The sequence below is a fragment of the Photorhabdus laumondii subsp. laumondii genome, assembly GCF_003343245.1.
Classification (GTDB): Bacteria; Pseudomonadota; Gammaproteobacteria; order Enterobacterales; family Enterobacteriaceae; genus Photorhabdus; species Photorhabdus laumondii.
The window spans coordinates 251,734-266,755 of record NZ_CP024901.1; the positions used below are offsets into that span (position 1 = coordinate 251,734).

The window sequence follows — 15,022 nt, forward strand, 5'->3', positions numbered from 1 at the left end:
CATGCCAACTTTTTAACGCCTTGCAATATACTGTATCGTGGGTATACCGGTGATGGGATATCTGAATATTTGGGAAAATTGCACTATATTGGTGCAATTGTATTACTGAGGCGCACAATATTAGTGCGTTTATGTCAAAAATGCGTCTATTTATGGGTGTGAAAGGGATCACAATTTCATTGTTATCAAGTTGTTAAGCGTAGATTATTGTGATCCTGTTTAGTCCTTCGACCAATGTGTGTACAATAGCGCGCCATTTCTATAAATGCCTGAGGCAAAGTTTGTGATCGAAAAATTGCGTAATATCGCCATTATCGCGCACGTTGACCACGGTAAAACGACCCTGGTTGACAAGCTGCTGCAACAATCCGGTACTTTCGGTGACCGTGCGACAACGACAGAGCGTGTGATGGACTCCAATGATCTGGAGAAAGAGCGTGGAATTACTATTCTCGCAAAAAATACCGCCATTAAATGGAATGACTACCGTATTAATATCGTAGACACTCCGGGACATGCCGATTTCGGCGGTGAAGTAGAACGTGTTATGTCTATGGTCGACAGCGTACTCTTGCTGGTCGATGCTATGGACGGGCCAATGCCTCAGACCCGTTTTGTGACACAGAAAGCGTTCGCTCATGGTTTGAAACCGATTGTGGTCATTAACAAAGTTGACCGTCCTGGCGCACGCCCTGATTGGGTTGTGGATCAGGTATTTGACCTGTTTGTCAATCTGGGTGCGACTGATGAGCAACTGGACTTCCCCATTATCTATGCATCGGCATTGATGGGAATTGCCGGTACTGATCATGAAGATATGGCGGAAGATATGACGCCGTTGTATCAGGCGATTGTCGATCATGTAGAACCACCGAAAGTTGACCTTAATGGTTCATTCCAGATGCAGATTTCTCAGCTGGACTATAACAATTATGTTGGTGTTATCGGGATTGGCCGTATTAAGCGCGGTACTGTTAAGCCAAACCAGAACGTTACAATTATTGATAGTGAAGGTAAAACCCGGAACGGCAAAATCGGTAAGGTACTGGGTCATCTGGGGCTGGAGCGTATTGAGAGTGAGCAAGCGGAAGCGGGCGACATCGTTGCGATTACCGGCTTGGGTGAGCTGAATATTTCCGATACGCTGTGTGATACTAATGCTGTTGAAGCATTGCCACCCTTGGCTGTTGATGAGCCGACGGTAAGCATGTATTTCTGTGTTAACACCTCCCCTTTCTGTGGACGTGAAGGCAAATATGTCACCTCACGTCAAATCCTTGAGCGTCTAAAGAAAGAGTTGGTTCACAATGTCGCCCTGCGTGTCGAAGAAACCGAAGATCCGGATGCGTTCCGTGTTTCTGGCCGTGGTGAATTGCACTTATCTGTTCTGATTGAGAACATGCGCCGTGAAGGTTTTGAACTGGCGGTATCCCGTCCGAAAGTTATCTTCCGTGAGATCGATGGTCGTAAGCAAGAACCTTTCGAACAAGTAACGCTGGATATTGAAGAGCAGCATCAGGGAGATGTGATGCAGGGCTTGGGTGAGCGTAAAGCGGATCTGCGCGATATGTTACCAGACGGTAAAGGTCGTGTGCGTCTTGATTATGTTATTCCAAGCCGTGGTCTGATTGGCTTTCGTACTGAGTTCATGACGATGACCTCCGGTACCGGTCTGCTGTATGCAACATTCAGCCACTATGATGATATTCGTCCGGGTGAAATCGGTCGCCGTCAGAACGGCGTGATGATTTCCAATGGTCAGGGTAAAGCAGTTGCTTATGCACTTTACAGCTTACAGGAGCGCGGTAAGTTATTCCTTGGTCATGGTGCAGAAGTGTATGAAGGTCAAGTGATCGGTATTCATTCTCGTTCTAATGACCTGACAGTTAACTGTCTGACAGGTAAGAAACTGACTAACGTCCGTGCATCTGGTACTGACGAAGCGACAACCCTGTCTCCACATATTAAGAAAACCCTGGAGCAGGCTTTGGAGTTTATTGATGATGACGAGCTGGTGGAAGTGACCCCGGTGTCTATTCGTCTGCGTAAACGCCATTTGACGGAAAACGAACGCCGTCGTGCGTATCGCAGTAAAGAAGCATAATCTTTCCTGCAATACCCATGCTTAGGGCGCCAATGGCGCCCTGAGTTTTTTTAACAAATGAATTATTTACCGAGCAATTGATAGAACGTTGGGTTGTCATCACACTGCCCACCGCCACACTCCAAAATAGTGGAGATTAAATTTGCGGTAATTAATATGACAAATAATCCGATAATAATCTGACCGATGGCAGATGTTTTTTGCTTTTCTTCGGTTGTTTTTTCCAGGCTTTTCAATATCAGCATGACGGATATGCCGATAATCGCGATTACTGAGCAGATAAGGGCCCAAGTGTAGAAATGTATACCAAAAAGCGCGGAACCATAACCGAGATCACCGGGTGTGATATGTAAAAATACTTGTCGGATCGCAACAATGCCAGTCACGACACAGCCGATAAGTGATAAGCCATAGTGCGCACTTTTGATACCAAAACACAGATTAAACAGGAAACCAAACCCTATCATGATCATGCCTGCTCGCTGTAGCAAACATAATGGACAAGGGAGTTCTGAAAGGACCAATTGATAATAGAAGGCAAGGGTTAGGACAGCACTGATAGCAAATAACCCTATGAGGTTAAATATCATGCCGAAGCTGATCTGTTGTTTTGTTGCTAATACCTGATTCATCAGATTGTCTCCCGTTAAAAAGATAGATTTAACGAATCAGTTGCATGATGGATAAACCAAGCTACAGTCGTCACCGAAAGAAGGCCCCAGAGGGTATAACTCGTTTTATACTTGCCATATAGGGTGGTGATAACCGCAAATAATGCGAGTAAAAAAGGTAAAAACATATACATGGTTGATTCTCCTGTTTTCTAAAAACATTCAAGCCCTTTCCCTGTAGTAGATTGCTTTCTTCAGGGGAGGGAATTTATCGAACTCAGTTTAGGATCGTTTACTTCAATACAAGCGATCAACTATCCAAAGACAAGTTGTCCATTAAAAGAAAAGCTTTGGTGCCATTAATGGGCGTTGTTCTCTTTGGTATCGCATTTGAAAACGTACAAACCTATACCCGTCATCTTTCAAGTTGCTTCTTTGTTGGCTGCATTCACTCACCTCGGTCACATAGTTATCTATGCTCCCGGGGATTCGCTCCCTTGCCGTCGCGATGCATCTTGAAATCCATTGGGTATACATTTATTAAAGCAAAGTTTTAGTATTCGAATGGTGTATGATTTAACACACTATTCGTAGTGTGCTGCTAATAACAATTGTAGTCAATCTTGTTTATGTTTGCCACCATTCAGCAGGATTAGCGTGATTATCATTTGGCGAGAGTTTCAATGAGCTGTTTTTTATTTAATAGTTAAGCAGGAAACGATTTAAAACGACAAATCGTATCTTTGCCTGGAAACTTCTCAATTTAACGACTATTCGTAGGTTTGCTTTTAAATGGCCTAATCTGCCTAATTTTCTACAATTAATCCTCTACCCAGATGAATGCTTTTTCATTGTTTGTCACGATAATGAGCCGTGAGCTTCTGGCATAACTTGCAATATGTAGACACTCATTGTTCTGGCGTAACGCTTAAATTATCAATATCCATGTGATATCTTGCCTGATATTTTCGGGAGGAATAAGTGTTGCTTATCACGATAAAGGAGGCTGGCAATTAAAACCCCTCAACTTTTTATCGTGAGGGGCTGTTGTGATATTTAATTTCTTCTTAGGTTTTTACTCATTTAATGCTTTAGCTTTTATATTATCGGAAGCTGATTGGGAGCGGACTTTTGCAAAGAAAGTCATTGTGACAACCGCCATTGCTGCCAGGCCGATAACAACAGAGATATTCCAGTTTAGCGCAAAACCTTCTGGTGCAAATGCCAGATAGGTGAAGCACACCGCAGTCATAAACATGGCTGGTAGGGTAGTAATCCAATGGAATTTATTACGGCGCAGCAGCCATGCGGAAGCCGCCCATAACATGACCATTGCTGTGGTTTGGTTTGCCCAACCGAAATAACGCCAGATAATATTGAAATCGGTTTTGGTAATCAGATAACCGACAATAAACATTGGCACACTTAATAACAGACGTTTGGTCATTTGTTGCTGAGGAATATTCAGGAATTCAGCAATAATAAGCCGGGCAGAACGGAATGCGGTATCGCCAGAAGTAATTGGCAAAATCACCACACCGAGGATTGCCAGAATACCGCCGACAGTACCTAACAGAGACGTGGACACTTCGTGAACAACCAGAGAGGCCGTACCTTGATCAATCACGGCTTGTAATGCGTTAGTATCTTCATAGAAGCTCAGGCCCAATGTACACCAGATTAGTGCGATAATACCTTCACCAATCATTGCACCGTAGAAAACGAAACGGCCATTTTTTTCATTCTGCATACAACGTGCCATCAGCGGAGACTGAGTGGCGTGGAAACCAGAAATAGCACCACAAGCAATCGTGACAAACAGCAATGGCCAGATCGGCAGATCTTTCGGGTTGAAGTTAGTGGTGAAATCCAATCCTTGTGAATAGAAAGGTTTATCGCTCATCGCTAAACCGACCATCAGCGCAACAGACATAAACAGCAGCAATGCACCAAACAGTGGGTAAAGGCGACCGATGATTTTATCAATAGGCACCAGCGTTGCGAGAATATAGTAAGCAAAGATAACACCGACCCAGATAGCAATGTTATCCCAACCCATTGCCTCTTTCAGCAAGTTATTCAGTAAGCCGGCTGGACTCAAAACAAAGACGACTCCAACTAGCATCAGCAGAATAACCGCAAATATGTTCATGAAATGCTTCATGGTTTTGCCCAGTTCGTTACCAACGATAACGGGCACGGATGCACCGCGGGCACGCACACTGAGCATACCGGAGAAGTAATCGTGTACTGCACCAGCAAAGATACAGCCGAATACAATCCACAGCATGGCAAGTGGGCCATAGAGGGCACCAAGAATTGGGCCGAAAATAGGGCCAACGCCGGCAATATTGAGTAACTGAATTAACCAAACTTTTGGGGTAGACATCGCAACGTAATCAACACCATCAGCCATAGAAAGAGCGGGGGTTTTTCTTTCTGGTCGAATAGTGAATATCTTTTCGACAATCTTGCCATATATAAAATATCCAGCCAGAAGAAGGCCGATACAGAGGAGGAACCACAACATAACTATAACACCTTACTCGACTTTTTTAATCTGGATGCTACTTTATCGTTTCGTAAGAAAAATACCGTGAAGTGATTCGCTTTTTACTTGTCCGTACTGTTTTCTCATTGGAAATACGATTAAAGTGAAAAGTTATTAATTAGCCAGGGGGTAATTATGTTATATATCTTCGATATGGGTAATGTGATCATTGAGATTGATTTTAAAAGAGTTTTAGCGGTATGGAGTAATTTGAGCGGGACACCTCTTGCGACTTTGACTAAAAGTTTCTCTATGGGAGAAACGTTTGAAAAACATGAGCGTGGTCAAATTACTGATCTGGAATTCGCTGATACTTTATGTCAGGAAATGAATATTTCACTCAGTTTTGAGCAGTTTGCTGCTGGATGGCATGCTATCTTTATTAATATTCGGCCTGAAGTCATTCAGATAATGAAAACATTGCGTGAGGCGGGACACCGGGTTGTCGTGTTATCCAACACCAACCGTTTGCACCTCGATTACTGGCCACATAATTATCCTGAGATTGCGGCATCCGCTGATTACCTCTATTTGTCGCAGGATTTGGCAATGCGTAAACCTGAACCTGATATTTTCAAATATGTGCTTGAGACAGAGGGTTATTCACCGGATCAGGCCGTGTTTTTTGACGATGTGCTGGAAAATGTGGAAGCAGCCAAGGCGTTAGGGATCAATAGCGTTCATGTTGTTGATAGGCAGACAGTGCCAGATTATTTCGAAGCAATCGGTTTTTCTGAACAAAATGAGGGATTGAACGGATAATAGAGGATAGTGTGCTGATGCTACTATTGAATAAAGGAAAAATATGATCGCGTTAATCCAGCGGGTAACACAGGCAAATGTTGTGGTTAAGAACGAAGTGGTTGGGGAAATTGGTCACGGCCTGCTGGTGTTGCTAGGTGTTGAGAAAGGAGATGATCAACAGAAGGCAAAACGGTTGTGTGAGAAGGTGATAGGGTATCGGATATTCAGTGATGAACAGGACAAAATGAACTTGAACGTCCAACAAATCGGAGGCAGTTTGCTGGTTGTCTCCCAGTTTACACTGGCTGCTGATACTCAAAAGGGCATGCGACCCAGTTTTTCCGGTGGCGCTGCCCCAGATAAGGCCGACGAATTATATCGCTATTTTGTTGAACAATGCCGCCAAAGTGGTGTAAAAACAGAAATCGGGCGGTTTGCTGCCGATATGAAAGTCAGCCTGACAAACGATGGGCCAGTCACTTTCTGGTTGCAGGTCTAGCAACCAAAAATAGCCAGTAGAACGCAACCATCCCCGATTAAACATCATGATCAAAAGAAAGGGGCAGTTTCTATGTATCATCTGCGAGTACCTGAAACAGAACAAGAACTGGAAGCATATTACCGATTTCGTTGGGAAATGTTGCGGAAGCCACTGCATCAGCCTGTAGGCTCTGAGAAAGATGGTTACGACACGACGGCTCATCACCAGATGGTTGTGGATGAGAAAGGCAACCCGGTGGCGGTAGGGCGTTTATATATCAATGCGGATAGTGAAGGGGCAATCCGCTTTCTGGCAGTGCATCCCAACATGCAAGGTAGAGGGTTAGGAAAATTAATCGCAATGGCCCTGGAATCTGTTGCCCGTCAAGAGGGTGTTAAACGGGTAGTATGCAGTGCTCGTGAACATGCGGTGGAGTTTTTCAGTAAATTGGGGTTTGAAAACCGTGGGCCAATTACTAGCCCACAAACGACACCTGTTCGTCATTTTCTGATGATAAAGCCGGTTGCAACACTTGATGATATTCTTCACCGGCCAGATTGGTGCAACGAACTGCAACAGGCTTGGTACAAACATATTCCCCTTAGTGAAAAAATGGGGGTACGAATTTCTCAATATACCGGTCAGAGCTTTATTACCACCATGCCGGAAGCCGGGAATCAAAATCCTCACCAAACTATCTTTGCGGGTAGTCTATTTTCTCTGGCAACCCTGACCGGTTGGGGGTTGATCTGGCTGTTGTTACAGGAACGTCAATTAGGTGGTGATATCATTCTGGCTGATGCCGATATCCGTTACAAAAAACCGGTTATTGGCAGGCCAAAATCTGTTGCCGATCTTAAAAATATGAGCGGCGATTTGGCTCGTTTGGCACAAGGCAGTAAAGCGAGAGTGAAGCTGGATGTGATTGTCAGTGGTGATCAGGGAATCGGTGCGGTATTTACTGGCACCTACATGGTATTGCCGAATGCTTATACGGCTATCGCTTAGATTTCTCAGTGGCATTAAATATGCCACTGGGGGACTTTCACGACTCGTTGAATACACGTAACATAAAGTCATCAAGTTCACTGCGGAAATTATCTATATTGCTCCATTGATATTGCGTGTGTTCAGGCGAAAGCTTAATTTCACCAGTGCATATGACATTAAAATTTATCTGAAGGCATCGAGTCTCCTTAATAGAATATTCCACTGCGCTGATAAAACCAATAACATCATCAAGAAACAGTCCGGTCTCTTCTCCTATTTCACGAGATAGTGCTTGTAATAGATTTTCTCCTTTTTCTACACCGCCAGAGGGAATTTCCCAGAGATTCGGCGGGGATTCATCAGGAGCTCGTTGTAAGAACAGAATATTGCCATTTTGATCTCTGATGATGCCACCGACAACAATACGGTCATAATTTTGCAGTTTGTTTTCAATGGATTCAGGCAGTATACACGTCATTTTTTGTGCCTTGTTACAACTTCATGGGTGAAATTTAATTGCGTTTTTAATGTCATCGATATTAATACGGTTTTTCGGCTGATACTGATCGAAAATTTTATTAATGGATTGAAATAGAAAGTAATTATTATAGGGTTGAGTCGGGTACATAGGTACCCGAATATTCGTTACTATAACTTAACAACCGGACAGGTTTCACAGTTTGGGGTGGATATTTGCCCCTTATTGATGATTTGCGTTTCGCTGCCTGATTGTTTATCCGTGGCAGTCAATGAACCATCGATAGTACTTTTAATATTATCAGCAGCAAGATCTCCCTGTATTAACAGCGTGAAATTGCCTTTACCCTGTAATTTCAACGGCACCCACCGCCATTGAGGCAAAATCGTTAAATCTGCATCTATTCCCCGGAAATCTAAAGTAAATGGCTTCTGTACCTGTTGATCTACTGTACCCTTCACTTTCAGTAATCCGTTATCAACAGAAGCATCTAATTGATCGAGGATCAGTGTATCTCCTTCTGTATGTAATTTAAGGTAAGGGCGACGTAATTCAACTTTGTTAAATGTTGCGCTAGTGGCACTTAGATTCGAAGAGCCATGCCAGATTCCCCATTTCCCTTCTTTCAGTAATTCCATGTCATAGATATAACCACTGAGGGCAGTAAGCTGGAATGGAAAATCGGGGTTAATATCAATCAGTAAGCTGTTGTTAATTGTCAGCTCGTTAATGGAAAATCGCGATATCCATTTAGGCAATGATTTTTTCAGCAACTGATGCCAGTTTTGTGGCAAGGTATAAGTTAAACCGGCAACCGTAGCATTGGTGATGTTGAATTGTTTTGTTTGGTGATTCCATTGCCCTTTGACGTGGAATAACCCCTTTTCCCAACGGGAAGTGAGATTGGAAATAGTGAGTTCATTGCCTGCAAGAAGAAGGTGACCAATAACATCGGTGAAATGAAGATCATTCAGCGTAATATCCATAACGTTGAAATCAATGATGCCCTCTTTTGCCTGCCAGATCCCGTTAGTCAACCCGACATTTTTTACTGAGACATCCAGATAGTTAGCAGACCAGTTTTTACCTTCCAGTTTGGCATTAGTGAGACTCAGATCTTTGATACTGATTGCAGGTAATTTGTTCGTTTTTCGCAATAACTCCTCAAGTGCCATTGGCGTTTGCCAACGAATATTGCTGATAAGTAAATTATCCCACTGCCAGCTACCATCAGGCAGACGTTGCCCATTACCTGATACCGAACCCTGTGCCAATGTTGCACCAAATGAACGGAGAGTGAGGGTATTTTGCTGGTTATCTCCTCGCATAATGACTTTGTCGAGAGAAATATCATTGAAATTCAGTTTATCAGCGCTGAATTGAAATTCCCCATTCCCTGCCAACGTATTTAATTGTGGGTTCCAAGGAGTGATACCGCCAGTGATGTTTTGCCCTTGAATTTGCCAGCTTGCATTTTCTGACTGAATAGCCATCTGATTAAGTTGCAGAATGTTGGCGCTAAAAGGTAAGGATTGTTGCTGGCCTTTGATTGTTAATTGGCCCTGTTGCAATAGCAGACGATGAAAATGGCGCGGGGAAGTCAGTTGCTGCCAGTTGAAATCGAATGCGGCAACTTGAGCCGCTAAAATGAAAGTTTGTTGCTGATTGCTAATGACAATATTGGAAAATGTCAGGGTGCCCGGTTGTGACCAGTTATGTTCGATATTGCCTATTTGAACCTGATAACGGCTGTGATGACTCAGCCATTGACTAAGCTGATGTGTTCCCCAGTTTGTCTGCATCACGACATAAACCGTGATTACTGCCAGTATTACCAGTAATAACAGTGTAACCAGCGATTTTCCTAACCATTTCATCATCAGACTCCAATCGGCTTATAGCTTCCTTTGTATAATTTAACAATAAAAATATCAACAAGTCACTATATTAGTTGTTATTTCTAATAATTTCAGGGTATGAAATGAAAAAGTAATGAATTATTCGTTATCGTTTTATTCTATTAAAATAAACTTCGGAGATTAATCTTTAATTAATTGTATTTTTGTTTTTCGTGCTAAGTTTTATTAATTATTTGGAATATTTTTATGAATTTGTTAATAATTATATTGTGTGATTAATATAATTATTAAATCTATATTTTATTGCATGATAATATAGCCAATGACATCCGAATGAATTAATGTATTAATGGATGGCTATAAATGGAATAATGATATTTTTTCGTCATTCCTTTCTATTCCTTTCTCAGTTTGATTGATGCTTGAAATAACACTGCATAGTTTATTTTCACCCATCTTCCGGTAAATAAAAAATGTAAGGAATCTTCTATGTCAGAAAACATGAAACAAAAATCGTCGAATGAAGGTAATATCCGCACAACCCGCCCACTTACAGGAACGGAATTTCTGGATGGGCTAAACGATGGTCGGGAAGTCTGGGCTTATGGTGAACGCATTCACGATGTTGTCAACCATCCTGCTTTTCAAAATCCGGCCCGAGCTATTGCGAAACTTTACGACGCTTTGCACGATCCTGCTTATCGTGACGTACTGACCACGGCGACAGATACGGGGAGTTGTGGTGTAACACACCCTTTTTTCCGTATACCGCGCTCACAGCAGGATTTAATTGCTGATCGTGATGCTATTGCCGCGTGGGCTCGCATGAGTTATGGCTGGTTGGGGAGAAGCCCTGATTATAAGGCTTCGTTTCTTACCTCGCTCGGCGTAAAACCGGAAATTTATGGTGATTTTGCTGATAATGCAAAAAGCTGGTATATCCGTTCGCAGGAAAGCGTGTTTTACTGGAATCACTCGATTATTAATCCGCCAATAGATCGTCATTTATCACCTGATGAAATTGGGGATATTTGTATTCATGTTGAAAAAGAATGTGATGATGGATTAATTGTCAGCGGCGCTAAAGTTGTTGCCACAGGATCGGCGATTAGTCACTACAACTTTATTGGTCATTACGGTTTACCAATAAAGAAACGGGAATTTGCGTTGGTCTTTACCTTGCCGATGAATACCCCGGGAGTGAAATTAATTTGTCGTCCCTCTTACGCAATGGCGGCTGATAAAATGGGCAGTCCTTTTGATTATCCGCTCTCGTCCCGATTTGATGAGAACGATACGATAATGATTCTGGATAAAGTGAAGGTTCCTTGGGAAAACATATTTATCTATGGAGATGTAGATAAAGTTTCGTTATTTTTTGCTGAATCGGGTTATTTTCATCGGGCTATGTTGCATGGTGTGACTCGATTGGCGGTTAAACTTGATTTTCTTTCTGGGTTGCTTATTAAGGGGGTTGAAGCTACGGGTACGAAGGATTTTCGTGGCGTACAAGCACGGGTTGGTGAAGTATTGTCATGGCGTAATATGTTTTGGGCACTCAGTGATGCGATGATTAAATCCCCGGAGCCTTGGAGTGGAGATGCCCTATTGCCTCGGTACGAGTATGGGATAGCTTATCGTTGGTTTATGACGCTGGGTTACCCGCGGGTAAAAGAGATTATTGAACAGGATTTGGGCAGTGCCTTGATTTATATTAACTCTCATGCCCGCGATTTTTCCAACCCGGAACTGTCTCCTTATCTTGATAAATACATGCGTGGCTCCAATGGTTACAGTGCAGTTGAGCGAGTCAAGCTCATGAAACTGATTTGGGACTCGATCGGTACGGAATTCGCTGGCAGGCATGAATTATACGAGCGCAATTATTCCGGCAACCACGAAGCTATCAGAGTCGATGTGTTATTGGCTTCCCAAGCCACGGGCTTAGTGGATCAATTGAAAGGGTTTGCTGAGCAGTGTATGAGTGAATACGATCTTGATGGTTGGGTTGGTAACGATTTTATTTGGCCTTCCAACCGCTAGGAGATAAATCATCATCACGCACGATGATGAAATATATACCCAATGGATTTCAAGATGCATCGCGACGGCAAAGGAGCGAATCCCCGGGAGCATAGGTAACGATGTGACCGGGGTGAGTGCAGCCAACAAAGAGGCAACTTGAAAGATAACGGGTATACGTGCGTGATGAGTCGATTATGGGTAACCCGAGATCAAATTTGTAGAAAAACTACTTCTCCTGAGGAAATACCAAATTAAGAGTGATGGCTGTCAGACCGCCAGCAGCAATACCGGAAGAGAGTAACGTTTTCAGCCAGTCAGGAGCGAACTGTAAAATTAGTGGTTGTTGCGCAACACCCATACCAACCGCTAAAGAGAGCGCGATAATCATAATTGCCCGGCGGTTAAGTGCCTCTCTGGAAACGATACGGATACCTGATGCGGCAATCGTACCGAACATCACGATAGTGGCACCTCCCAATACCGGTTCAGGGATCTGTTGTACAAATCCTGCGACCGCAGGAAATAGTCCTAATAGCATCAACATCAGCGCCACGGCGTAACCTACATGACGGCTGGCAACGCCGGTTAATTGGATAACCCCGTTATTCTGCCCAAAACAAGAATTTGGAAAAGTATTAAATACGGCAGAAAGCATAGAATTTAGGCCGTTAGCTAAAACACCGCCTTTAATACGCTTCATATATAGAGGACCGCTGACCGGTTGCTCGGAAACATCAGATGTTGCAGTAATATCGCCGATGGTTTCCAGCGAAGTTACCATGAAAATCAGCATCAACGGGATAAGCAGATTCCAGTCAAAGGAAAGACCATAATAGAGTGGAGCGGGAATTGTCATGAGTGAACCATTTTCCTGTACCGTTGCTGGTGGCAGCATACCCATTAGCCAGGCGGCAACATAACCTACCGTCATTGCAATCACCAGAGAAGCCACACGCAGATAAGGATTACGCTGGCGGTTCAGCAAAACAATCACCACCAATACAACACCGGCCAGAAACAGATGCTCTGGAGAACCAAAAGTGTGATTTTCGATAGCAGAGAATCCACCACCGATAGAGGTCAATCCAACCTGAATCAGAGACAAACCGATAATCATCACCACAACACCGGAAACTAATGGGGTGATAATTCTTCGGGCCAGATGCAATACGCGGGATAACAGAATTTCTGTAACGGATGCCACCATCAAAGTACCGAATAATGCGGCCATCATAGTAGAAATGTCGGCACCGCCGTTTTTTAATGCCAGCCCGCCCATAATCAAGGGGGAAACAAAGTTAAAACTGGTCCCTTGGATAGAAAGCAAACCAGAACCGATTGGCCCCCAAGTGCGGATCTGAATCAATGATGCTAGCCCTGAAGCAAACAGAGACATACTGATAATCCGCTGTGTATCGTGAGTGGGCAGCCCTAGCGCTTGGCAGATCAAGATTGCTGGCGTGATGACCGCGACAAACATTGCCAGTAAATGCTGACAGGCAGCAAACAATGTTTGTGGCAATGGTGGTCGATCTTCTAAGCGATAAATCAATTCACTAGCTGATTTTTTCGGGGGTATTGTTTCAGCTTGTTTAGGGGATGAGGTGAGCATGGTGTGAAATTCCGGACTGACAAAGAACGCATTTTAATGATCAACTGCGTAAAAGCAATCGTTTGCGTAAAAATTCTGTTTGTTGCCATGATTCGCTCTGGTCACATTTTTATATGTTTTAACTTGTGTTTGTTGCAGATTTTTTTTCTAATCCAGCGTTGCCTGCTTTTGGCGTTCTCTAAAGGATGAGTATAACGTCGTAATAACTTACATAATTTTAACAATATAGCTGGGGTACATAGATGTATCATCTTGATGTTTATGGCACGCTCGTTGCGTCTGCATTAGTACTATTACTTGGGCGTAAACTTGTACAATCCGTCCCATTTCTTGAAAAATACACCATTCCTGAACCTGTCGCGGGTGGCCTGTTAGTTGCTCTAATTCTTTTAGCGGTTAAACAAACAACAGGCTGGGAAATCAACTTTGATTTATCTCTTAAAGACCCTTTGATGTTAACTTTCTTCGCCACTATCGGCTTGAATGCCAATCTTTCCAGCCTGAAAGCGGGTGGTAAGGTCCTGTTCACGTTTGTCTTCGTCGTTGTGGGTTTGCTACTGGTTCAGAACACGGTGGGTATCGCTTTGGCTGAACTGTTGGGGCTGGATCCATTAATGGGCTTACTGGCGGGTTCTGTTACGCTATCTGGCGGTCATGGTACCGGTGCCGCTTGGGGTAAACTGTTTAGTGAGCGTTATGGTTTTGAAAATGCAACCGAAGTGGCAATGGCTTGTGCGACTTTCGGTTTAGTACTGGGTGGTTTGATTGGTGGTCCGGTCGCTCGTTTCCTGGTGAGAAATACAAAAACTCCGGGCTTGAGGGGCGATGATACCGAAGTGCCGACAGCATTTGAAAAACCGTATACCGGGCGGATGATCACAGCACTGGTGATGCTGGAAACGATCGCCTTGATCGCTATCTGTCTGATGGCAGGTAATTTTGTATCTGAACTTCTGCAAGGTACATGGTTTGAATTACCGACGTTCGTCTGTGTGTTATTTATCGGGGTTATTCTCAGTAACAGTCTATCGGTGTTAGGTTTTTACCGAGTCTTTGACCGAGCAGTTTCTGTACTGGGCAACGTAAGTCTTTCCCTGTTCCTGGCAATGGCGTTAATGAGCCTGAAATTGTGGCAGATGGCATCGCTGGCATTACCCATGCTGGTTATTCTCACCATCCAGGCCATCGTGATGGCGCTGTATGCAATTTTTGTCACCTATCGAGTGATGGGTAAAAACTATGATGCTGCGGTTTTGGCGGCAGGTCACTGTGGTTTTGGTTTAGGGGCGACACCTACCGCCATTGCGAACATGCAGGCGATTACTGATCGCTTCGGGCCATCCCATGTGGCGTTTCTGGTGGTGCCGATGGTTGGGGCATTCTTTATCGATATCGTTAACGCGATTGTGATTAAACTCTATTTGCTGTTACCCGTTTTCCCGGCGGTGTAGGGATAAATTAGAGAGATACTGCACCTGCTATGCAGTTGGTGCAGTATTGTCTTTGTATTCTTTAATCATTATTTATTTTAAGCAAGCACCGTCATAGTTTCACCTCTTACCTGTAT

General features: G+C 43.6%; 12 protein-coding genes. 6 read left to right on the forward strand and 6 right to left on the reverse strand.

The window, feature by feature from the left end:
• Positions 1-265: 265 nt before the first annotated feature.
• Positions 266-2,104: a ribosome-dependent GTPase TypA gene (gene typA, locus PluTT01m_RS01225; RefSeq protein WP_041379864.1), complete on the forward strand. Its 1,839-nt coding sequence runs from the start codon at positions 266-268 to the stop codon at positions 2,102-2,104.
• A 62-nt stretch (positions 2,105-2,166) separates the two neighbouring features.
• Here the strand turns inward: typA and PluTT01m_RS01230 are convergent, their stop codons facing one another.
• From PluTT01m_RS01230 to PluTT01m_RS01235, 3 genes are all read right to left on the reverse strand, one after another.
• A complete protein-coding gene (locus PluTT01m_RS01230; protein ID WP_011144638.1) occupies positions 2,167-2,736 on the reverse strand; it encodes a disulfide bond formation protein B in 570 nt (189 codons plus the stop codon).
• Between the two features lie 14 nt (positions 2,737-2,750).
• Positions 2,751-2,909 carry a DUF5993 family protein gene (locus PluTT01m_RS27345; RefSeq protein WP_157852135.1) on the reverse strand — a complete coding sequence of 53 codons (159 nt, stop codon included), beginning with the start codon at positions 2,907-2,909 and terminating at the stop codon, positions 2,751-2,753.
• An 881-nt stretch (positions 2,910-3,790) separates the two neighbouring features.
• Entirely contained in the window at positions 3,791-5,245 is a 1,455-nt protein-coding gene (locus PluTT01m_RS01235; protein ID WP_011144639.1) for a carbon starvation CstA family protein, read from the reverse strand.
• 156 nt (positions 5,246-5,401) lie between these two features.
• Here PluTT01m_RS01235 and yihX point away from each other — a divergent pair, with 156 nt between their 5' ends.
• The 3 genes from yihX to fabY all read left to right on the forward strand — a co-directional run bounded on the left by yihX (position 5,402) and on the right by fabY (position 7,499).
• A complete protein-coding gene (gene yihX, locus PluTT01m_RS01240) occupies positions 5,402-6,028 on the forward strand; it encodes a glucose-1-phosphatase (RefSeq protein ID WP_011144640.1) in 627 nt (208 codons plus the stop codon).
• A gap of 43 nt (positions 6,029-6,071) precedes the next feature.
• Positions 6,072-6,509: a D-aminoacyl-tRNA deacylase gene (gene dtd, locus PluTT01m_RS01245; protein ID WP_011144641.1), complete on the forward strand. Its 438-nt coding sequence runs from the start codon at positions 6,072-6,074 to the stop codon at positions 6,507-6,509.
• A 72-nt stretch (positions 6,510-6,581) separates the two neighbouring features.
• Positions 6,582-7,499: a fatty acid biosynthesis protein FabY gene (gene fabY / locus PluTT01m_RS01250; protein WP_011144642.1), complete on the forward strand. Its 918-nt coding sequence runs from the start codon at positions 6,582-6,584 to the stop codon at positions 7,497-7,499.
• Positions 7,500-7,536: 37 nt separating this feature from the next.
• Here the strand turns inward: fabY and PluTT01m_RS01255 are convergent, their stop codons facing one another.
• Entirely contained in the window at positions 7,537-7,959 is a 423-nt protein-coding gene (locus PluTT01m_RS01255) for an NUDIX hydrolase (protein ID WP_011144643.1), read from the reverse strand.
• A 170-nt stretch (positions 7,960-8,129) separates the two neighbouring features.
• Entirely contained in the window at positions 8,130-9,839 is a 1,710-nt protein-coding gene (locus PluTT01m_RS01260; RefSeq protein ID WP_114538521.1) for an AsmA family protein, read from the reverse strand.
• Between the two features lie 468 nt (positions 9,840-10,307).
• On the opposite strand from PluTT01m_RS01260, the gene PluTT01m_RS01265 reads away from it, so the two are divergent.
• Complete coding sequence (locus PluTT01m_RS01265) at positions 10,308-11,861, forward strand: 4-hydroxyphenylacetate 3-hydroxylase family protein (protein ID WP_011144645.1); 1,554 nt, start codon at positions 10,308-10,310, stop codon at positions 11,859-11,861.
• Positions 11,862-12,069: 208 nt separating this feature from the next.
• Here PluTT01m_RS01265 and PluTT01m_RS01270 read toward each other — a convergent pair whose 3' ends face one another.
• Positions 12,070-13,455 (reverse strand): uracil-xanthine permease family protein, encoded by a 1,386-nt coding sequence (locus PluTT01m_RS01270; protein ID WP_011144646.1) that lies wholly within the window; start codon positions 13,453-13,455, stop codon positions 12,070-12,072.
• Between the two features lie 242 nt (positions 13,456-13,697).
• On the opposite strand from PluTT01m_RS01270, the gene gltS reads away from it, so the two are divergent.
• A complete protein-coding gene (gene gltS / locus PluTT01m_RS01275; protein ID WP_011144647.1) occupies positions 13,698-14,906 on the forward strand; it encodes a sodium/glutamate symporter in 1,209 nt (402 codons plus the stop codon).
• The last annotated feature ends 116 nt before the right edge of the window (positions 14,907-15,022 follow it).